Here is a 20,753-nt window from a genome sequence, read left to right as displayed (position 1 = left end):
TAATACGCAGGATGCGTTTGCCGATTAGTTCTATGTTAGCGATGGTATTGGCGTGTCCAAGCTTCGCTGAGCAGAGTGTTGAATCATTGCCTGATTATTCCAAGGTTCCAGGTATCTCTGGAAGCTTGTTGTCGGTCGGGTCTGATACTTTGGCTGGGATGACGACATTGTGGGTAGAGGAGTTTAAATCCTACTATCCGAATGTGAACGCTCAAGTCCAAGCATCGGGCTCTTCTACTGCACCTCCTGCACTGACGGAAGGGACTGCACACCTTGGCCCTATGAGCCGACCAATGCGTTTACGTGAAGTGGAAGCTTTTGAAAGAGAGCATGGCTATAAGCCAACTGCATTACGAGTCGCTATTGACGCAATCGGGCTGTTTGTCCACCGAGATAATCCTCTTGAAGGGCTTAACTTTCGTCAGATTGATGGCATCTTTTCTGAGACATTACGCTGCGGAGCAACAAGGCCCCTCAATAACTGGCAAGATCTCGGAATCGATCAGCCATGGGCGAAACATCGAATCCAATTGTTCGGTCGCAATTCTGTTTCGGGGACTTATGGATACTTCAAACAGAATGCACTGTGCGGCGGTGATTTTAAAAATCGCGTGAATGAACAACCTGGTTCGGCTTCAGTCGTTCAGTCGGTCGCTTCATCCATCAGTGGGATTGGCTACTCGGGCATTGGCTACCGCGTAGCAGGTGTTAAGCTGATTCCTATTGCAGAGCACGGCTCTAATTATGTTGAGCCTACGCGTGAGAATATCTTGAGTGGTGATTACCCTCTATCTCGTTTTCTCTATGTGTATGTGAATAAGCATCCGGATAAACCACTTTCTCCGGTTGAGAGAGAGTTCCTTACTTTTGTATTCTCAAAGCAGGGACAAGAGCTCGTAGAAAAAGATGGCTATCTAGCGATACCGTCTGAGTTCGCAGAGCAAGAGCTCGCAAAAGTTGGGTTGTAGCTCAAACTCAATATACAGATAGCCTACTTGCGGTAGGCTATTTCCCTAATTTCAAATCTAAACACCAACCGGCATTTTTCCAGCGCTGCTGTTCTTCTTTTAACTCGTAATCGAGTAGTTGGTTTGTATCTAACCAGTCACTATTTTCGCCAGTCAAACTCCAATGGTCATCCATTTGTATGGTTAGCTTTATATTGGGCACTGGTGCTTGGCTGCGTTGTCGATTGAGTAAGATTGCCAGCCTAAGTATTCGTATCATCAGCGTCACTTGTTGCAACGAAAACAGTGCTAATGTTGGCAAGTCTGGCAGCTTGATCGCTTTTCTCTGATATCGAACGATGACCGAGATAAGTCGTTGCTGCTCAGTATTAAAACCGGGCATGGTGGTATGTCTAATCAGATAGGCTGAATGGCGATGATACCCTTGAAATGCCACGCTTTGGCCCACTTCATGCAGCAGTGCAGACCAACCAAGTAAGTCAAACAACTCAGCGTCTACAGTGCCCTCCAGTTGTGGTTTTGCTTGTAGTAATAGGGTGTGAGCTGTCTCTTTGACTTTTTCGGCGTGCGTTAAGTCAACATGATAGCGAGAGAGCAATGTTTCTGCGGTACGAGACCTTATATCAAGGCTCTTGAACTTATCTTCCATGTCATACAGAACGCCTTCTCTCAATGCTCCGTCAGACACATACAGCTCATCTATATTTAAGCTATCCATGACAGCGGAAAGAATCGTGACACCCGCAGCAAAAACGGGCTTTCGTTCATCGCTTAAACCCAACAGCTTGATGCTTTCTACAGATGAAAACTCCTTTAGATGGTTTTTTAGATAAGTAAGCCGTTGTGGAGTGATGTACTCATCGATAAAGCCCAACCCTTTGAGTACCTCTTTTATGGATTTCGCTGTGCCAGATGAGCCAAAAGCGATTTCCCAAGAGGTGGATTGGTAATTCTTAATGACTGGTGTTAATAGTTGAATCGCAGCGGTATAAGCAGTAGCAAAATGCTGTGAAGTTAACTGGTTATCACTAAAGAACCGCTGAGTAAAACTGACGCACCCCATCGGCAAGCTATGCATGACGTCGGGTGTGAAGCCCTGTCCGGTCACTATTTCAGTGCTTCCTCCACCAATATCGATAACGAGCTTTGATTTGGAAGCGGTTTGAGTGTGTTCAACCCCGTTGTAAATCAATCGTGCTTCCTCTTGCCCTGAAATGATCTCGATGGGAAAAGGAAAAATGAGTTTGGCTTGTTCGATAAAGGTGTTTGAGTTCTTTGCTTTTCGTAGGGTATGGGTAGCTACGACTCTGACATCGTCTATCTCAAAATCAGTGAGTCGTTCAGCGAATACTTTTAGACACTCTAGCCCGCGATGAATCGCTTGGTCTGATAGTTGGTGGTGTTCACCCAACCCATCACCCAACCGTACTTTCTGTTTATGTCGGCTGACGAGTTGTAGGTGTTTGCCAAACACTTGAGCAACCACCATATGGAAGCTGTTCGAACCTAAATCGATAGCAGCAATGCATCTGGTTTGTTTGTCGTCACTTAGCGGCATGATTTCTTCTCTTGCTTGTGCTTTTTACGAGCTTGCTTCTCTATATGTTTAATATAGTGGTAAGTAGCGAGTTGTGACGTGGAATGCGTAAGTTGAGTTGTGGTTGAAGGCTTGTACTGATTGGTCATCGTATGATCGATCATCCGCGCCTTATGTTTGTCATCAAAATGAAACTCGGTGATATCAATGATAGTTTGCTTGATCTTAGAATCCAAAATTGGCGTTGCTACTTCAATTCTATGGTCAAAGTTTCGAGTCATCCAATCGGCAGAAGAGATGTAAACCTTGGGTTTTCCGGCATTGTTGAAGATCATCACTCTTGGGTGCTCAAGAAAACGATCGACCACACTGATGATCTCAATATTGTCACTGACGTTTGGTATTCCCGGAACCAGTGAGCACATACCACGAATGATCATTCTTACTTTTACGTTGGCTTGGCTCGCTAGGTAGAGCTTTTTAATGATTTCGCGATCCACCAAGTTATTGAGTTTTAAAGTTATGCTCGCAGGCTTACCCTCTGAGGCATTCTGGCTCTCTTTATCGATCAGCTGATACAGACGCTTTCTGGTATTTTTAGGTGAGACTATCAGCTGTTTGAACTGCGTTTTTTGATACGGGTTTTCGATGTATTTGAAGACTTGGCGAACTTCATGCGTGAGCTCTGGGTTTGCGGTAAGTAACGATAAATCGGTATAGACACGAGCGGTGATTTCATGAAAATTACCTGTACCGATATGAACGTAACTCTCCATAGCCTTGCCGTTCTTGCGCTTGATGAGTAGCAATTTTGAATGGATTTTTAGACTAGGGATGCCATAAATCACCTTCACTCCTGCTTCTTGGAGTCTCTTTGCCCACTGAATGTTGGCTTGCTCGTCAAAGCGGGCTTGAAGCTCAACCACCACGGTGACTTTCTTGCCATTGTGCGCAGCATCAATGATCGAATTGAGTAACTTAGAACCTTCAGCAACACGGTAAACATTGATTTTGATGACCGTTACCTTGGGATCAAACGAAGCCTGCCTGACCAGTTCGGTAATGTGATCGAAAGTATGGTAGGGGTAGTGCAGCAAGATATCGCGAGCTTTGATCGCTTCAAAATAGTTACTGTAATGAGCAAACGACGCACACTTAATCGGTGAGAGAGGCGCGTTAACGAGATCATCTCGATTGAGGGCTGGGAAATCACAGAAGTGCTTAAAGTTTTGATAACGACCGCCAGAGAGTACGCTGTCATAGTCTGATAGCTTGAGCTTGATTCGTAAGAAATTCAGCATCTCTTGTGGCATCTCGGATTCATAGATCAAGCGTATCGGTAGCGCCGTTAAACGTTGCTCAATACCAATCGACATCGATTCTAAAAGACTACAGTTACTGTCTTCTTGCAGGTCATAGTCTGCATCACGTGTCATTTTGATGGCGAAGCAACGCAGCGAATCGTATTCGAAGAAGCCTTTAAGTAAGTCGCCTAGGCAGAAGCGAACTATATTATCTAATAAGATCAGGGTAGTACGTTGTGAGTCTGACGGACTCGGCAGTTTTACAAATCGAGGTAAAGCGTCTGATGGAATCTCTAACAGAGCGTATTGAGATGACCCATTGTGCTCAATATCGATAGCTAAATAACTTTGTTCGTCTTTGAGGATATTGAGCAGTTGGCTATCTTCGTTGAGTAGCAAAGGCGTGAGATGCGGGAGTATTTTCTTCCTAAAGTATTTTTTAAGCCAATCACTCTGCTCGGTATTAATTTGCTGTTCATTAACCAAAAAAATACGATTACGTGCTAATTCGAGCAACAACTCTTTGTAAAGTGAATGAAAACAAACATCTAGCTCATTCGCTTTCTGTTGCATCTGAGTTAGCAAGGTTTTTGAGGTGTCAGAGTTTGATTTAGGATCTCGCAATAAGATCTTGCGTTTTACGTCGGAAAATCGGACTTTGTAGAACTCATCGAGGTTTTTTGAGTAGATCCCTAGAAAACGAACTCTTTCAATCAAAGGGACAGACTTGTCAGCCGCCTCTTGAAGTACTCTTTCATTGAACGATAACCAGCTAAGTTCTTTTGCGACATAGTCTTTTTCCATCGTATTGTTGATCCTTGAATGCTGACTATTGGGGTGACTAGTTTAATTTATAACGTTAGCGCTCACAAAAGTAATGATCTTTGGATAATAAAAAGGGTGAACAAACTTGTTATTAGTTTCAGTTGTTTAACGTAGCTTGTAATATAATTGTCATCTAAGATACATATTATGTCAGCAGCTAAAAAAAGGTAGATAAACAGATGGCTTCAGCCCAATTTTCATTGAAAGAGCGCGACAAAAAAAGATGGTTGAAAGATCGTCTCGTCCGTTTTTCGGTGACATGTGGTGGTGTCAGTGTTTTAGCTGCCTTGGTTTTGATCTTTGTTTATCTAGCAATGGTCATTTTACCGGTATTTTCCGATACTGGTTTAGAGACTGATCAAGCGGTTAAAACTGTAGTAGTCGATAAGCCTATCGCACTATCGGTTGATGAGTACGGTCAACACGCCTTTACTGTCGAAAAGTCTGGTTTGGTTCAGTTTTGGGACTTAGACTCGCAAAATACACACTCTTATTTCGAGCGAAGTGTATTAGCAGATCCTATTGCCTTCTCTCGAAATACCCCAGCTGAAAATTGGTTTGCCTTTGCTGACAGCGCTAGCAACATCACTTTCTTCTCCCCTGAGTATAGTGCGCCTGTACTTCAAAAGGGCGCAGAAGCTCAACCAAAAATCGAGCAAGTTGCTCTGCCTAACCCCTTCTTAACCGATGAACCAGCGAACGGCGCGTTGATCGATAAGTTCGTATTCTCTAAAAGTGGGCGCGATATTACTGTTGCCGCTCAGTTAACTGACCAACGAGTGCTAGTGAAGTGGTACCAAAGCGACTTGGCTGGTGGCTATGTATTAAAGAATAGTCAATGGTTATCGAATAAGCTTGGTGCTCAACAGCAGCTATTGATGACACCAGATGGGCAGACTTTATACCTTCGAGCAAAGTCTGACTTAGTGGTATTAAAACTCGCTGATAAAGGGTTTGATGTCCGTGAAGTGATCGACCTGAGTTTGAATGACGCCAAACACGGTGTGAAAAGTATCGATTTGTTGTCTGGTGCTTATTCGTTGTTGGTTACTCATCAGGATGGGCAAGTCTCTCAATGGTTTGATGTGCTGAAAGATGAAAAACGCAGCCTAACCCATATTCGAGATTTTCAGCTCGCTGAAGAAGTACAATTTATCTTGCCGGATACCTACCGAAAAGGCTTCTATAGTTTCTATAAAAACGGCACATTACAGAGCCATTATACGACCAGCGAAAAGTTGTCTCTGTTTGAGCGTGCGTTTGATAAGTCACCTCAGTTAGCTGCGATGTCGGCTAATGAGCTACATTTGGCGACATTGATTGATGATAAAATCAGTGTGGCGAAAGTCGATAATGAATACCCTCAGATTTCATTTTCATCGCTATGGCAAAAAGTCTGGTACGAGAGCTATCCAGAGCCGCAGTATGTATGGCAGTCAACTTCCGCCAATGATGACTTTGAAGAGAAATTCAGTTTAGTACCAATCACCTTTGGTACCATCAAAGCGGCGCTGTTTGCCATGATGTTTGCGGTGCCAGTTGCGGTGTTAGGTGCAATTTATACCGCTTACTTTATGTCGCCACGCATGCGACGAGTGGTCAAGCCGTCGATTGAGTTAATGGAAGCTTTGCCTACCGTAATTATTGGCTTCCTCGCGGGTCTATGGTTTGCGCCAATTGTAGAAACCCACTTAACCGCTGTATTCTCTTTGATGGTGATGTTGCCTCTGAGCGCTTTGATTACAGGACTTGTTTGGTTCTGTTTGCCTAAGGTTGTGACAAGTCGCTTCTCCAATGGCTGGCATGCACTTATCTTGATTCCGGTACTGATAGCAACGGTCGTTACGGTATTTGCAGCGGGCAACAGTATTGAAGCCTTGTTGTTTGACGGTGATATACGCACTTTCCTAGCTGGCTATGGGATCGATTTTGATCAGCGTAATGCCCTGGTGGTCGGTTTCGCGATGGGTTTTGCTGTCATCCCGACAATTTTTACGATTGCTGAGGATGCGATTTTCTCTGTGCCGAAGCACTTATCTGATGGTTCACTCGCGCTTGGTGCAACCGCGTGGCAAACCCTTATTTATGTTGTTTTACTGACAGCAAGCCCCGGTATTTTTTCCGCGGTCATGATGGGATTAGGGCGAGCCGTTGGTGAAACCATGATCGTCCTGATGGCGACAGGCAACACGCCAATCCTTGATTGGAATATTTTAGAAGGGATGAGGACACTATCCGCGACCATTGCTGTCGAACTTCCAGAATCGGAAGTGGGTGGGTCGCATTTCCGTTTGCTGTTCTTAGCTGCGCTATTGCTGTTTATTTTTACCTTCGCTGTGAACTCGCTAGCGGAGTGGGTTCGACAAAGATTGAGAGATAAATATCGTGCTTTATAGTGTTAATGCGTCACCTCAATCTGAATCTAGGCCTGCAAAGCTTTGGGGCTTAGCGAACTGCGTGCATCGTTCCTCGCTGAATCACTTTCAGGTAACACATGATGAATAGGCTCAAGTCGTTATTGTCATGGGTTAAATCTGGCTCGCCATGGATCTGGCTAACCGGTGGGGCAGTGAGCATCAGTATGCTTTCGGTTCTTGGTTTGATGCTCCTGATCGGCTGGAAAGGGCTGACCTACTTTTGGCCTGCGCCCTTGTATCAGTGGCAAGTCGATTCTAAAGATATGTCTCTGGTTGTTGACCTTGATGAAACCGTCTCTCAACAAGATGTGTTGATCGGTCAACTGTATGAACGCAAATACATTCCAATAGAGCAAGTTCCGCAAGCTCATGATCTACTATCATCCCAAAACATTGCTACAGGGTTGATACAACGTTTGAGTATCAAGGTGGCAAATCGAGAGCTCTATCCCGCGGATTTTGTTTCGATTCTAGATGTGAACCTCTTGGAGCCAACCACCCCTCGAGATTGGGCTGTGATAGAGCGTAGTCGTGGTGGTTACTTTTTTGGTAAGCCGGTTGGCTTTAAAACAGCATCGGGAACTTTTTACACCGATATCGACCAAAAGCTCAAAGACGGTTTAGCTTTCGCTGACACCCTGCGTGCTGAAACGTCACGCGTGGTAAACCAAGAGATTCGTAATATCAGCTGGCAGTTGGAAAACTTACGCCTAGAAAAGCGCAAGTTAGAACTTAATGAGTCTGTGAGCGATGAGTATCTGAAAACTTATACTGAGACTAGGCTTGAGCTCAATAAGCAGTTAGATGAAGCCGAGATCAAGCTAGAGCACCTCAGAACACAGCTAAATGTTGAGAGTCTGCTTGTTGAAGATATGACGGGTGAGCAGGTTGAAATCTCGCTCAGTCATATTCTGGATTACTGGTACCCGAATAATATGTCTTATCTTGAAAAGGTTGGGCATTGGGGCCATCAAGTGTGGAAGTTCTTGTCAGAAAACCCACGAGAGTCCAATTCAGAAGGCGGTGTGTTCCCAGCAATCTTTGGCACAGTGCTACTGGTTATTCTGATGTCGATTGTGGTGATGCCTCTTGGGGTAGTAGCGGCGATCTACTTACATGAATACGCGAAAAACAACGCGCTTACCCGTTTGATTCGAATTGCGGTTATCAACTTAGCCGGTGTACCTTCAATCGTGTATGGCGTTTTTGGTTTAGGCTTTTTTGTTTATACCATTGGTGGCTCAATCGATACCCTGTTTTATGCAGAACGATTACCTGCTCCTACTTTTGGTACACCAGGCTTACTCTGGTCTGCACTGACTTTGGCTGTGTTAACGCTTCCAGTCGTGATTGTGACGACCGAAGAGGGTTTAACACGTATTCCAAGTTCGGTAAGGCATGGTTCTTTAGCGCTCGGCGCGACTCAGTTTGAGACCTTGTGGCGCATTGTTTTGCCTATGGCAAGCCCTGCGATAATTACCGGATTGATACTGGCGATTGCGAGAGCGGCTGGTGAGGTTGCTCCATTAATGCTGGTGGGGGTTGTAAAACTTGCATCAAGCTTGCCTGTTGATAGTCAGTTTCCGTACATACACTTAGATAGAAAGTTCATGCATTTAGGCTTTCATATCTATGATGTTGGATTTCAAACATCGAATATAGAGGCTGCGCGCCCATTGGTGTATGCGACTTCGTTTTTATTGGTTACGGTTATCGTGGGACTGAATTTAACGGCGATTAATATCCGTAATAACTTACGTGAAAAGTACCGAACCTTAGGACAAGATTAAGATGTTCTCAATTAATGAAACCTTGGGTTACCAAGCGCCTTTAGACGTACACAATCTAAAGGAAGAACAAATTGCTATCTCGATCGAAGGGCTCAATCTTTACTATAAAGACAGCCAAGCGCTCGATGATATCTCGATGAAGATACCCAAAGGGCAAGTGACGGCATTTATCGGTCCTTCGGGCTGTGGTAAATCAACCTTACTACGCTGCATCAATCGTATGAACGATCTTGTCGAAGGCTGCAAAGTTTCCGGAAAAGTGAAGCTTCATGGCAAGAATGTCTATCATCCTAAAGTTGATGTTGCGACTCTGCGTCGCCGTGTCGGCATGGTATTTCAGCGTCCAAACCCGTTTCCTAAATCTATCTATGAGAATGTGGTTTACGGACTGAGGCTGCAAGGCGTAAGTAACAGCCGAGATCTTGATGATGCCGTAGAACGATCACTGCGTGCAGCGGCGTTGTGGGATGAAGTAAAAGATCGTTTACATGAAAATGCTTTTGGTTTATCTGGTGGTCAGCAGCAGCGCTTGGTGATTGCTCGCGCCGTTGCGATTGAACCAGAGGTCTTGCTGTTGGATGAACCGACATCGGCACTGGATCCTATTTCAACGTTGACGATTGAAGAGCTAATCAACGAACTCAAGACGCAATATACGGTCGTTATCGTCACGCATAACATGCAGCAGGCTGCACGTGTGAGTGACCATACCGCCTTTATTCATATGGGAAAATTGATCGAGTACTCAGATACAGATTCAATATTTACGTCGCCATTGAAAAACCAAACGGAAGACTACATTACTGGTCGATACGGTTAACGTTACCGTTCTCATCACTGGAGCTAAGTCACTCCAATATAAATGACTTATCCAATTCTTTTTAAGGAGCTGACATGCAATTTGGTCGCCATATCTCAGGACAATTTAATGTCGAGTTAGAGTCTATCCGTACCCATGTACTGACTATGGGTGGATTAGTGGAGCAGCAGCTCTCTTTTGCGATGCAGGCACTCCACAAAGATGATTTGGAACTAGCGAAGAAAGTGATTCGTGATGATCATAAAGTGAATGCGATGGAAGTGTCGATTGATGAGGCATGTACCCGTATTATCGCTAAGCGTCAGCCAACGGCAAAAGATCTGCGCTTGATAATGGCGATCATTAAGACTATTACTGACCTTGAGCGCATTGGTGATGTTGCCTCGAAGATCGCGCAAGGTGCGATTGATATCCCTTCGACAAAAGAACAGAAATTCCATGTATCGCTAGAGCCTTTATGTCGACAAGCGATCACCATGCTGCACCAAGTTTTAGACGCATTTGCTCGAATGGATGTGGATGCGGCTGCAGAAGTTCACAAGCTTGATGATAAGTTGGATGCGGAGTACGAGGCCGTTATTCGTCAGTTAATGACCTATATGATGGAAGACCCTAAGAACATTCCTAACATCTTACAAGTGATGTGGTCTGCGCGTGCGATTGAGCGAGTGGGGGATCGTTGCCAGAACATCTGTGAGTATATTATCTACTTCGTTAAAGGCAAAGATGTGCGCCACCTAGGCGATCAAAGCCTTGATGACGCACTAAAATAAAGAACCTATCTAGAAGCTCAGAATCGCGCCTAGGTTTAAGTTGATAGTGGTGTTGTAAGGTACAAAAGTCTTATTGTGGTCAAACAGATTCAAATCGGCACCCGCTCTAAGCGCGAGTACCGGCGTTGCTTGATACACATAAGCACCACCCAAACTTAGGCCGGTCGCTGTCTTCCTTTCCGTAATACCTGAACGTGTCTTTTCACCGTCATAGTCAGCAACCCCCACCTCAGCTTGAAAGCCGTGTAATTGCTGTGAACCAAACATGTTTTGAATACCAATTCGATACGAGTTTACTGTTTCATCATAACGATCACTCTTATACCAAATGTCTGAATAGCTTAAGTAAACAGCACCTAGATCTGCGATATCAGTCAAGCCAACCTGAACTCCAAATCCATGATACGCACCGATTTTTAGTTCGGGTGAAAGGTGAAGGCCGGTGGCTGAAACGGAAGTTGAAAGCAGGGTAAGTGCAAGTAAGGGAGACTTAATCTTCATAAAATTACCTAGAGTATGTCGCCATCCTTGGCTGCAATGAATTTTGATTCGAATCGTTTAAAAGGTGAGGCAAGTTTGGGGGAAATGTTAAAACCCGGCAATTGACTGATGGTAAAAAGCCAGCTGAGACGCTGGCTTTTTATTGATTAGAAGCGGTAGCCGACAGTCCATGAGAATGTATCGTAATCTACGTCATCATAAGTCGCGAACTCAAAGCGCATATCAGTGTATAGGTGTTGTCCGAATTCAGCTCGGCCACCTAACCCAATAACAAAGCTGGTATCGTTGTATGATTCAGTCCACTCCCTGCCTGGGATGCTAATTGAGTTATCTTCGCTTTGACGAGCTAGGCCTAGAACACCATAAGGTTTTAAAGAAAAGCCATCTAAATCAAACTTATAACCGATGTCAGCATCAACTTGGAATTTGTAACCATCGACTTCAGCCTTGAAACCTTCAACGCTTTCATCGTCACTGTTAGTTGCGTAAGAAACATTAATACCTACAATACGGTTAAACTCGTAACCATATTCAAGCTTGATACCGTTACCCCAATCAACAGTATCGTCTGTTAGCCAATCGGAAACTTGAGTTTTGTTGTAACCGAGACCAACACGGTGTTGGCTGTCAAAGTTGTTTGCAAGAGCAGGCACAGAAAGTAGTGAAGCTGAAATCAGGGTAGTAAGTGCAATTTTCATATTAGTCTCTATTTAGGGTTAACTTAACTGCACGATCCTTCGTAGTTCAGTATCCGTTTTGATAGAGCTAATATTAAACAGTGTTTTATTTTTAGGCTAAGTAGATATTGGTATATGCTTTATAAGTCCTGCTTATCGACCTGATTTGATAAAGCGCGTTGTATAAGTTCAAATAACCAATTTGTTAGTAACGAGTTTCTATTCTTTGCATGCAAATGGCAGTAAACAGGAATTTTGGGAGGCTCGCCATCTATCACAACATCGATTCCGCGTAGGGTTGGGTAATTATCTACGAGGAAAAGATTCGAATGTGGCATGTACATATCTGTATGTTGAATGACATCAATGACCGCCATAATTAGCTCACTACGGAAACCAACATTATGCTCAACAGAAAGCTCTGTTAGGATATTCGATGCAAAACTATAGTTATCGTTCCAACCTGGCGTGACTAATGAAGCGATATCGTACCCCGCCACATCATAAGGTGTAACGATTTCTTGCTTTAAAGGATGGTCTTTTCTTACAAAAATACGCCCTGTTAGTTCAATTAACTTCTTCGTATAAACTTCTTTATTCGTTTTGCTACCAAGGTAGCTGACCCCCATCAACACCTCACCTTTCTGAATGTCAGAAACCGAAGCATTGGTCCAAGAGAGTAATTCTAGATTCGCATTCGGTGCTTGCTCTCTTATCATTTTAAATAAAGAACCAGATAAACAAGATAGCACGATAGGTGATAGAGCTATTTTAAGTGTGTAGTCGATATCTTTCGGATCGAAAGTGTTTGAGGTATTAATAGCAACAGATAGACCGTCCATGTATGGTTTGATCTTGTTGGTGAGTTGTTCTGAGAAAGCGGTCGGTTGTAAGCCACCATGTACCTTGACAAAAAGTTCATCGTTGAAGTGGTGGCGTAGCTTCTGTAGGGCCTGACTAACCGCTGGCTGTGAAACAAAGAGTCGCTCCGCAGCCTTTCTGGTGTTTTTTTCTTGATAAACAATCAAGAATGTTCGTAACAGGTTTAAATCAAGAGAGCTGAATAAGTCTTTAGCCATATCTATCCATGAAAATTGTCTGCGCTATTAAATCTAATATACGTCAGTCAGTTAGATTAGTCAGCGAGGTTCTCTGGATTTATGTTAGCGACTATTGCCCTAAGCGATTAGAGAGGCTCTTACATCGGATATCTTGTTAGCGTCGGTCACTGGGATTTGATAATCATCAATATCGTCACTGCCCATTTGAGCGCTTGAGTTGTTTTCCATTAGACTCGGTCTTGTCGATTTACCTGAAAGGTGAAGAGCAAGTACTTGGGTAGCGCTTTGAATCATTTTGGCATTCGCAGCGTTAACGCCAGCCCCTGCCATGATATCAATTCGTCCATCGGCTTGTTTGACCATTTCTGCCAAAACATCGATGCCTTGCTCAGCATTAACAGCAAGCCCTGATGTCAGAACTCTTTCGCATCCAAGTGAAATGATATGCTCTAATGCCGCTTGGTAATCAGAGCTTTGATCAATGGCTCTGTGGAAGGTAATCCCAAGCTTTAACGAGTGCGCTTTGTCAGCCAGTTGTTGCATCTTTGGCATATCAATACTTCCGTCCGGCGCTAACACACCAAGTACGACCCCATCCAATCCTGCATTTGCACAAGCTTCAATATCTTCAAGCATACAGAGCATATCGTCATTATCGAAAATGAAGTCGCCTTGTCTTGGTCTTATCATAGCGTAGACCGGAACGGACGAAATTATTGCCGCTTGCTTCATCATTCCGAAGCTCGGAGTTAATCCACCAAGTGCTAATGAAGAGCAGAGCTCAATACGATTCGCTCCGCCTGCTAGGGCATTGTGTAGAGATTCTAGGTTATCGATACAAATTTCAATTTCGATGTTCATGATATTTTACTCGTTCAAATTGAGACTGTGGAAATCATAGCAATCTTGAGACGATTCTGAATAGGTAGCGATAGAGGAAAATAGAGGTAAAATTTTGCTTTGCGGTTACCCCTATTCATAGTGGAGATGAGCAAGCAATAAACCATTGTTGAAGCAATAGATGCAAAAAGCCCGAAGCGTTAACTTCGGGCTTTGAATAAGACTTTACTTCTTAACTGATTGGCGATGCGCTTTGCGCTGTAGCTTATGCTTTATTTCTCTTTATAGAGAGTCATCCAACCATTCACCCGTGTTGAGTTCGGGCTTAAGAGGTAATTACTTGCTTAGGTCGTCAGCGTGCTCAGATAGGAATGCAGCAACACCTTTTGGAGATGCGTCCATACCTGATTTACCTTCTTCCCATTGTGCAGGACAAACTTCACCGTTCTTCTCGTGGAAGTTTAGTGCGTCTACCATGCGTAGCATTTCGTCGATGTTACGACCTAGTGGAAGATCGTTAACTACTTGGTGACGAACAAGACCGTCAGCGTCGATTAGGAAAGAACCACGGAAAGCAACGCCTGCTTCTGGGTGCTCAACATCGTATGCTTTACAGATTTCGTGCTTAACGTCAGCAACTAGTGGGTATTTAACTTGACCGATACCGCCGTCAGCGATAGCAGTGTTACGCCATGCGTTGTGAGAGAATTGAGAATCGATAGAAACACCGATTACTTCAACGCCTTTAGCTTGGAAATCTTCTAGACGGTTGTCGAAAGCGATTAGCTCTGAAGGACAAACGAAAGTGAAGTCTAGTGGGTAGAAGAAAACAACCGCTTTCTTACCTTTAGTGAATTCTGCGAAGTTGAAGTTATCAACGATCTCACCGTTACCTAGAACAGCTGCTGCAGTAAAGTCAGGGGCTTGACGACCTACTAGTACCATTTTGGAATCTCCTAAAAAATTAGTTGGCCCAACACATCTTTGTTTGGGCTCCGTTTCTACGCGACAAACTATAGTACAATCGGTACTATAGAAAAAAGCGAATTAAATAGATTAAGTTCATCGAAAAAAGCGATAAGCTTATTCTTTGTCCTTTTCTCAGGTCTTAGGACCTTCGTGTAACTTATCCTACTCATATTACAAAGTAATTTCATGAATAAATGGCCAAGTCTTAAGCAACTTCACTATCTTGTTACTCTTCACGAAACACGCCACTTTAGCGACGCCGCTGATCGCTGTTTCGTTAGCCAATCTACTCTGAGTAAAGGTATCCAAAACCTAGAAGAGCTGATCGGTTGCCCTTTGTATGAGAAGAAAGATAAAAAGAGCCCACTCGTTTTCACTCAAGCGGGAGAGCTGGTGGTTAAGCATGGCCGAGAGTTATTGGCGAAAGGGCAGGACTTGGTTGAACTCGGAAACCTATGTAATGGCGATGCGATGCAAGGTCAGCTGCGAGTAGGGTGCATTCCTACCATTGCGCCATTTCTTTTGTGCGATTTGGTACAAGAAGCCAACCAACGCTTTCCTCAGTTAAATCTGCTGTTGCGCGAAGACACGACAACGAACTTACTTGCGGCACTGCGCCATGGTGAGTTAGATGTATTGATTCTGGCTCTGCCTGTCGATATCGATAACATGGAGAGCAAAGTTGTTGGGCAAGATCCGTTTAGAATGGTGATCAGTCGTAATCAAGCTGATGGTATTCGTGTACCAATTAAATACGATGACCTGCCAGACGAGTCTGTATTCTTGTTGGAGAACGAGCACTGTTTAACCGAACACGCAGTCTCAGCGTGTAAGTTAACTGATAAAGAGAAGATCAACCCATTCACAGCAACGAGTCTTCACACCTTGGTGCAGATGGTCGCGAACGGTTTAGGTACTACCTTTATCCCGCAGATGGCTATCGATCACGGTTTATTGGAAAACCAGAATCTCGTTGTGATCGATCCTCCAGGTCAGCAAGCCTACCGCGACATCGGCCTTGTGTGGCGACCAAGCTCATCACGTCGTGAAACTTTCCACCAATTAGCCGATGTGGTATCTGAGTTACTGTAAGATATATCATTGGTCAGCGTATTTAATTTATATCTTTGAGCGGCTATTAAAGCCGCTCTTTTATTTATTGATACTGTTAAATACATTTATTATTAGTTGAATCTAATGAAGCATTAAATAATAAATGGTTCTTTTCTTCTAATTGTTATGCTTTTTATCATTCCATTTGTTGATAACTGTGAGCGAAATTAAGTTAATGATAATTGGGTTTTATAAAAGTTGATGTTGCATTCTCTGTGTGGATAGTGAACCCGACTAATGATAAAAAAATATTATTGTTAGCTAGGTGAAGTAAATGACCATCATGTTATTTACTAAATAGTCAAAATAAAATTAAAAGAATAATTATGATTGATACTAAACAGCGTTTGGTAGGGGTTTTTGCGCCTTTATTACTATTATCAGGAGTTGCTAATGCTTCAGATGATAAAAATGAAAACTATTTATTTGATGAGAATAATCTAAAGCAGAGTTGTTATCAGGAGTTTATTGACGGTGAACGCTGTTGGTCGGGCTTACCTCAATTCTCTACAACATATACGGCTATCGAACAAACGTTATCTAAATTATACCCTCAGTATGCAAAAGATACTGAAGCTAAAGATTTAACAGCTTTTCGTTATTTGGAGCGTATGTTTACTCTCGACCCAAAAACAGGAGATATTATCGTTGCAATATCAGAAGGCGGAGAAGGAGTGCCCTTCGACTCTTTATGGGGTAGTGCAGAAAAACGTCAAGCTGCTGGTGCCATTAAAACGATTGAAAACCTCGTTATCGAAACTTCTGATTTGGTGGGCTTAAGAGCGGTACTTTTTGATATTTATTATGATCGCGCTACAGCAGACTTTATTTTGGCGAATCGTGCAACTGATCAATCTAGAACATTATGGGTTGATCGAGAAAGCACTGCGGCAGTGGAAAAGTACCGTCAACAATCTTTAGATATTCTATTAAGTGCTTTTGATGACTATTGGAGATTGATCGAAAAGCACCCTCAATCATTTGTTAGTGCGCAGCCATTTCGTGATGTCAAAAGTGCTCGATACCTAAATGACAAAGGGCAGTCATTACCTGTATATCAAGAAGACCGTTTAATTACAGGTTATAAAGATGCTTTATTAGCTTATCAATTAATGAATGAGTTATTGGCTCAGCAATTACAGCTCAGTAAATTAAAGGCAGTATCGGCGAGTTCTGCAGAGCAAAAATCTAAGCTTGCATATGAGGCTAGTTCACTGCTTGAGCGAGTTATTTCAAAAGAGAAGCAGTTACGTCGTTTGTTAGGCGATGATTCCTATACCCATATAATGTTGTCGTCTGAGCTAGATAAATTTAAAGGTAACATTGTTGAATTGAAATCTGTAGCCAATTGGCTTGAAGGTGGAGCTAACTATTTAGGGCTGCCTGATGATTTTGTTTTGTTGATGCCAGATTATGACTCTGAAGAGAGTATTGGGAGCAGTTCAACTGAGGCTATAGGTAAAGTATTAGATGAAATGACGCTCTCTCTTGAGAGTTCACTGAATTTGGCTCAAAAAAAACGCCTAGATTACCGTTATCAATTGGACGTATTCACACGAAATTTTGAACAAGAAAATCAACGCTCAAAAGAGAGATTATCAACTCTTCTAGGTTGTCCTTCCTCATTGATTGTTAACTCCTGTAAAGAGCAGACTAAGAGTCAGCGTAGAGGCAGCTTAATCGGCTATCAGTTGAAAAGCATTCAAGCTGCAAAGAGCGAGGTTGAACGAGCTTATAGAGTTCATAGTGAGGTATTAAACAATATATCGCTAGAAGTGGCACGTCTTGAGCAGGTGCAACAAACTAACAATTTGATCGATAAGATTACGGTTAAGTTAGGTCTTAATGAATTTAAGCTAAAAAGCGTAATTGATGAAAGTCGAACTTCGACTTTCGACATGAACACATTGTTGTTGTCTGAAGAAGTACAACACTCTCTTGATATACTAGATCGTTTTTTGAATGATACCGGCTCTACCGATTTATCAGCGACATTTACTGCTATTGAAGACTTACAAGGTGCATTGAAGGAAAGTTCTCTTAATGCTGACTTATATACACAGAAGTTGGCTTTGCTCGAGCGTGCAAGAATAGAAGGTTTACATGTAGAGACATCAGATGTTTTTGCTAAGGGGCGAATTCAACAACTAACGTTAGAATTGGCAACGGCTAGATCTAATATGGCTAAGTCACTTTCTAATCTAAGTGATGATGCTGGTAGGTTGCTTGTTCTAAATGCTGAAGCTTTGCGTTTGGTCGCGGAAACAGACCAAAATGAGTATCTGGAATCAGAGCGCTCTTACGCTAATCCACTATCTTTCAGTACCTTAACTGTTGAAACGCATCAAGCAGAATTAGAGCTTTCTAAACTTCAAGAGTGGCTGTTTTATGCTGTACAAGCTTTTGAGCATAGTAGGCAAGTGTTGTTCAATGACCGTAATGCAGAGCTAGATAAAGACGATGTATTCAAAGTCTCAAACATCCAGCAATCTATCGAATACCTCAATGCTTTGGAAAGTTTTTATGGCGGATGGTATACACCGAATGGTCATCAAACCGTGGATGTTATTTCTCTCAAGAGGGATATTTTTGGTTACATTGATAACTATAACGGGAGAACAATCCTTTACCCAGACCCAAATGGTAGTGGTGAAATATTGAATGCTGATGAAGCATTTAATGCCAAGCTTAAGTTATTATCTCGCGATTTAGTTTCTGGTGAATGGCTAACAGTAGAGTTCAGTACCGTGAAAAACTTCCCGTCCTCACTCCTTTTTCAAGGTCCGATTGTGGGTAGTGACGATGACGTTATGTGCTTAAGTGCTGCCGGTACATATTCTGATAAAATTGATAGTGTTGCTATTGATCTCGCGCTGAATTACGACATATCTGGTGAGGCGACAACTAACGCATATCTTACTTACGGCGGGAATAGTTACATGCGTAGTAGTACTCCAGGAGTATTAGTAGGTGATGGCGAGGGGCTTCAAGGAGGTTTGAACTCTTATTCTACTCGTTTTGCTGATATTTCCCGTGACAGTGTTGTATCTGAAGGTAGTTTTAGACAACGTATGACCGCTAACTTAACGGCAGGTTATCATGACAATAGAGAGTTACTTAACCCAACTTATTCATTTAAAGAGAGAAGTGTAGCTGCTTCTGGTTGGAGGTTGTCTCTGCAGTTGGGTGATGAATATGGTGATATCGTTGAGACGGAAGCGATTGATGATATTCAGTTAGTTATTCAGCATCAATTCAGAACTCGACAAACTAACCTTTGCAGTGAGGCTACCCCTCTGTAACATCAGAAACATTAAATCTGATTCTAATAGAGCCTCATGATGTCATGAGGCTCGTTTTATTACTGTCTCAATCCACTTCAGCTTCTTCTGGCTCTACTTCTTCTTGTAGTTCAAGCAAGTTAATCGCGATGGTGACGAAGTCACTGTCGGTGATGATGCCAACCAGTTCGCCGTGGCTGACCACTGGCAAGCAGCCCACTTTGTGTTTTTGCATATAAATAGCAGACTCTTTTAACCCAGCTCGAGGTTCTACTGACATAACACTTTTGTGCATGATGTCGTTGAGAGGAGTAGATAGGGTAAAAGATTGAGCTGGCGGAATGTTTTGTAGGCTTGATTCTTGGGCGGCGAGAACGTCTCGTTGGGTAACTACGCCCAATAGTTTTCTATCGGCATCGACGACTGGTATGTGGCGGATATCAAGCGCTTCCATGGTGTGCTTAGCATCGGCCAGTGAGTGTGAGCGCAATAAAGTATGAGGGTTGCGAGTCATCATATCTTCAACCTTGATCATACGAACCTCCTTATTATTTATTTGTTGTTATCACTATAGTTTTTTATCCAAAAAATAACTGAGAGCTGGCGCATTTTTGGGTGAGTTTCACACAACTATTTCATTTCACTGGAGAGCGGATTAAGTCGCATAATTTTACGCCTCTTTACAATAATCCATTGCTGTAAACCTTGCTATTGCGGCTCGTGTGCCTATACTAGCCCACTGCGAAATTTTTAGTCGCGTCTACTCATTCATCAACCAAACAAGACCAGAAAAATGCAAGTTTCAGATTTTCACTTTGACCTACCAGATGAACTCATTGCTCGCTACCCTCAAGAAGAGCGTACAGCAAGCCGTCTGCTTAAATTAGATGGCAATAACGGCAACCTAACTGATGGTTCGTTCAAGGACGTTTTAGACTTGGTTGAACCAGGTGATCTGGTTGTTTTCAATAATACGCGTGTTATCCCTGCTCGTGTGTTTGGTCGCAAAGCTTCAGGCGGTAAGCTTGAGGTGTTGGTTGAGCGTATGCTGGATGAGAAAAGCATTCTGGCTCATGTTCGTTGTTCTAAATCACCAAAGCCAGGCACTAAGCTGTTCCTTGGTGAGAATGATGAGTACGAAGCAGAAATGGTCGCACGTCATGATGCGTTATTTGAAATCCATTTCACATCTGATCAAAGCGTTCTAGAGATTCTTAACAGCGTTGGTCACATGCCACTGCCTCCTTATATTGATCGTCCAGATGAAGACGCAGATAAAGAGCGTTACCAGACGGTCTATAATGAAAAGCCAGGTGCAGTAGCTGCACCCACAGCCGGTCTTCACTTTGACGACAAGCTAATGGCAGATATGAAAGCGAAAGGCGTTGAGTTTGCTTATGTAACACTGCACGTTGGTGCGGGCACATTCCAGCCAGTAAAAGTAGACAACATCAATGATCACCACATGCATGCAGAGTACGTTGAAGTACCGCAAGAAGTAGTGGATGCGGTTGCTGCGACCAAAGCACGCGGCGGGCGCATCATCGCAGTGGGTACAACATCGGTTCGTTCTCTAGAGAGCGCAGCACAAGATGCTCTGAAAAACGGTACTGAATTAGTGCCGTTCTTTGGTGATACAGAAATCTTTATCTTCCCTGGTTACAAATACCAGTTGGTGGATTGTCTTATCACTAACTTCCACCTACCTGAATCGACTCTGATCATGTTGGTGAGTGCGTTTGCAGGTTACGACAACGTGATGGGTGCATACGATCACGCAGTAAAGAGCGAATACCGCTTCTTCAGCTATGGTGATGCCATGTTCATCAACAAGAAAACCAGCTAATTTAAGCTGGTTATAAGCGATACAAATAAGA

16 protein-coding genes are annotated in these 20,753 nt (G+C 43.2%); 8 read left to right on the top strand and 8 right to left on the bottom strand.

Annotated features, from left to right (window positions below; all coding sequences use genetic code 11):
- Positions 1 to 11 precede the first annotated feature (11 nt).
- Positions 12 to 968, top strand: a complete 957-nt coding sequence (locus tag OH460_RS17640) for a PstS family phosphate ABC transporter substrate-binding protein (protein ID WP_269999011.1) — start codon at positions 12 to 14, stop codon at positions 966 to 968.
- A 37-nt stretch (positions 969 to 1,005) separates the two neighbouring features.
- Here OH460_RS17640 and ppx read toward each other — a convergent pair whose 3' ends face one another.
- Together ppx and ppk1 are read right to left on the bottom strand one after the other, a co-directional pair.
- Complete coding sequence (gene ppx, locus OH460_RS17635; protein WP_269999005.1) at positions 1,006 to 2,526, bottom strand: exopolyphosphatase; 1,521 nt, start codon at positions 2,524 to 2,526, stop codon at positions 1,006 to 1,008.
- The gene (gene ppk1 / locus OH460_RS17630; RefSeq protein ID WP_269999004.1) at positions 2,517 to 4,613 is read right to left on the bottom strand and encodes a polyphosphate kinase 1; all 2,097 of its coding nucleotides are present in this window, start codon (positions 4,611 to 4,613) and stop codon (positions 2,517 to 2,519) included. Before ppk1 ends, ppx begins: the two co-directional genes overlap by 10 nt.
- Before the next feature lie 200 nt (positions 4,614 to 4,813).
- Between ppk1 and OH460_RS17625 the strand changes: the two genes are divergently transcribed.
- The 4 genes from OH460_RS17625 (at position 4,814) to phoU (ending at position 10,434) form a co-directional block, all read left to right on the top strand.
- On the top strand, positions 4,814 to 7,030 hold the full coding sequence (locus tag OH460_RS17625) for an ABC transporter permease subunit (RefSeq protein ID WP_269999003.1): 2,217 nt from the start codon (positions 4,814 to 4,816) through the stop codon (positions 7,028 to 7,030).
- A 101-nt stretch (positions 7,031 to 7,131) separates the two neighbouring features.
- Positions 7,132 to 8,841, top strand: coding sequence for a phosphate ABC transporter permease PstA (gene pstA / locus OH460_RS17620; protein WP_269999010.1), 1,710 nt, complete (start codon positions 7,132 to 7,134; stop codon positions 8,839 to 8,841).
- A gap of 1 nt (position 8,842) precedes the next feature.
- The gene (pstB, locus tag OH460_RS17615; RefSeq protein ID WP_269999002.1) at positions 8,843 to 9,661 is read left to right on the top strand and encodes a phosphate ABC transporter ATP-binding protein PstB; all 819 of its coding nucleotides are present in this window, start codon (positions 8,843 to 8,845) and stop codon (positions 9,659 to 9,661) included.
- A gap of 74 nt (positions 9,662 to 9,735) precedes the next feature.
- Positions 9,736 to 10,434: a phosphate signaling complex protein PhoU gene (gene phoU, locus OH460_RS17610; RefSeq protein WP_004740358.1), complete on the top strand. Its 699-nt coding sequence runs from the start codon at positions 9,736 to 9,738 to the stop codon at positions 10,432 to 10,434.
- 9 nt (positions 10,435 to 10,443) lie between these two features.
- Here phoU and OH460_RS17605 read toward each other — a convergent pair whose 3' ends face one another.
- From OH460_RS17605 to OH460_RS17585, 5 genes are all read right to left on the bottom strand, one after another.
- Positions 10,444 to 10,935: a hypothetical protein gene (locus OH460_RS17605; RefSeq protein ID WP_269999001.1), complete on the bottom strand. Its 492-nt coding sequence runs from the start codon at positions 10,933 to 10,935 to the stop codon at positions 10,444 to 10,446.
- A 146-nt stretch (positions 10,936 to 11,081) separates the two neighbouring features.
- On the bottom strand, positions 11,082 to 11,633 hold the full coding sequence (locus tag OH460_RS17600) for a porin family protein (protein WP_269999000.1): 552 nt from the start codon (positions 11,631 to 11,633) through the stop codon (positions 11,082 to 11,084).
- Between the two features lie 119 nt (positions 11,634 to 11,752).
- Positions 11,753 to 12,691 (bottom strand): LysR family transcriptional regulator, encoded by a 939-nt coding sequence (locus OH460_RS17595; protein ID WP_269998999.1) that lies wholly within the window; start codon positions 12,689 to 12,691, stop codon positions 11,753 to 11,755.
- Positions 12,692 to 12,790: 99 nt separating this feature from the next.
- Positions 12,791 to 13,534, bottom strand: a complete 744-nt coding sequence (locus OH460_RS17590) for a copper homeostasis protein CutC (protein WP_269998998.1) — start codon at positions 13,532 to 13,534, stop codon at positions 12,791 to 12,793.
- Positions 13,535 to 13,849: 315 nt separating this feature from the next.
- The gene (locus OH460_RS17585; protein WP_004740353.1) at positions 13,850 to 14,458 is read right to left on the bottom strand and encodes a peroxiredoxin C; all 609 of its coding nucleotides are present in this window, start codon (positions 14,456 to 14,458) and stop codon (positions 13,850 to 13,852) included.
- A gap of 210 nt (positions 14,459 to 14,668) precedes the next feature.
- Here OH460_RS17585 and OH460_RS17580 point away from each other — a divergent pair, with 210 nt between their 5' ends.
- The gene (locus tag OH460_RS17580; RefSeq protein WP_017632986.1) at positions 14,669 to 15,574 is read left to right on the top strand and encodes a hydrogen peroxide-inducible genes activator; all 906 of its coding nucleotides are present in this window, start codon (positions 14,669 to 14,671) and stop codon (positions 15,572 to 15,574) included.
- A gap of 347 nt (positions 15,575 to 15,921) precedes the next feature.
- Complete coding sequence (locus OH460_RS17575; RefSeq protein ID WP_269998997.1) at positions 15,922 to 18,897, top strand: hypothetical protein; 2,976 nt, start codon at positions 15,922 to 15,924, stop codon at positions 18,895 to 18,897.
- Positions 18,898 to 18,964: 67 nt separating this feature from the next.
- Here the strand turns inward: OH460_RS17575 and OH460_RS17570 are convergent, their stop codons facing one another.
- Positions 18,965 to 19,411 (bottom strand): CBS domain-containing protein, encoded by a 447-nt coding sequence (locus OH460_RS17570; RefSeq protein WP_128161881.1) that lies wholly within the window; start codon positions 19,409 to 19,411, stop codon positions 18,965 to 18,967.
- A gap of 258 nt (positions 19,412 to 19,669) precedes the next feature.
- On the opposite strand from OH460_RS17570, the gene queA reads away from it, so the two are divergent.
- Positions 19,670 to 20,722: a tRNA preQ1(34) S-adenosylmethionine ribosyltransferase-isomerase QueA gene (gene queA / locus OH460_RS17565; protein ID WP_239963069.1), complete on the top strand. Its 1,053-nt coding sequence runs from the start codon at positions 19,670 to 19,672 to the stop codon at positions 20,720 to 20,722.
- Positions 20,723 to 20,753 lie beyond the last annotated feature (31 nt).

The organism is Vibrio sp. Makdt, from assembly GCF_027587015.1.
Taxonomy (GTDB): Bacteria; Pseudomonadota; Gammaproteobacteria; order Enterobacterales; family Vibrionaceae; genus Vibrio; species Vibrio chagasii_B.
Note: the sequence above shows the minus strand (reverse complement) of the source record. Positions and strands in the feature narration are given on the sequence as shown.

Excerpts from the sequence above, each read along its gene's own strand:
- OH460_RS17640 (WP_269999011.1), top strand. The coding sequence starts at position 12 with ATGCGTTTGCCGATTAGTTCTATGTTAGCGATGGTATTGGCGTGTCCA.
- ppx (WP_269999005.1), bottom strand. The coding sequence starts at position 2,526 with ATGCCGCTAAGTGACGACAAACAAACCAGATGCATTGCTGCTATCGAT.
- ppk1 (WP_269999004.1), bottom strand. The coding sequence starts at position 4,613 with ATGGAAAAAGACTATGTCGCAAAAGAACTTAGCTGGTTATCGTTCAAT.
- OH460_RS17625 (WP_269999003.1), top strand. The coding sequence starts at position 4,814 with ATGGCTTCAGCCCAATTTTCATTGAAAGAGCGCGACAAAAAAAGATGG.
- pstA (WP_269999010.1), top strand. The coding sequence starts at position 7,132 with ATGAATAGGCTCAAGTCGTTATTGTCATGGGTTAAATCTGGCTCGCCA.
- pstB (WP_269999002.1), top strand. The coding sequence starts at position 8,843 with ATGTTCTCAATTAATGAAACCTTGGGTTACCAAGCGCCTTTAGACGTA.
- phoU (WP_004740358.1), top strand. The coding sequence starts at position 9,736 with ATGCAATTTGGTCGCCATATCTCAGGACAATTTAATGTCGAGTTAGAG.
- OH460_RS17605 (WP_269999001.1), bottom strand. The coding sequence starts at position 10,935 with ATGAAGATTAAGTCTCCCTTACTTGCACTTACCCTGCTTTCAACTTCC.
- OH460_RS17600 (WP_269999000.1), bottom strand. The coding sequence starts at position 11,633 with ATGAAAATTGCACTTACTACCCTGATTTCAGCTTCACTACTTTCTGTG.
- OH460_RS17595 (WP_269998999.1), bottom strand. The coding sequence starts at position 12,691 with ATGGCTAAAGACTTATTCAGCTCTCTTGATTTAAACCTGTTACGAACA.
- OH460_RS17590 (WP_269998998.1), bottom strand. The coding sequence starts at position 13,534 with ATGAACATCGAAATTGAAATTTGTATCGATAACCTAGAATCTCTACAC.
- OH460_RS17585 (WP_004740353.1), bottom strand. The coding sequence starts at position 14,458 with ATGGTACTAGTAGGTCGTCAAGCCCCTGACTTTACTGCAGCAGCTGTT.
- OH460_RS17580 (WP_017632986.1), top strand. The coding sequence starts at position 14,669 with ATGAATAAATGGCCAAGTCTTAAGCAACTTCACTATCTTGTTACTCTT.
- OH460_RS17575 (WP_269998997.1), top strand. The coding sequence starts at position 15,922 with ATGATTGATACTAAACAGCGTTTGGTAGGGGTTTTTGCGCCTTTATTA.
- OH460_RS17570 (WP_128161881.1), bottom strand. The coding sequence starts at position 19,411 with ATGATCAAGGTTGAAGATATGATGACTCGCAACCCTCATACTTTATTG.
- queA (WP_239963069.1), top strand. The coding sequence starts at position 19,670 with ATGCAAGTTTCAGATTTTCACTTTGACCTACCAGATGAACTCATTGCT.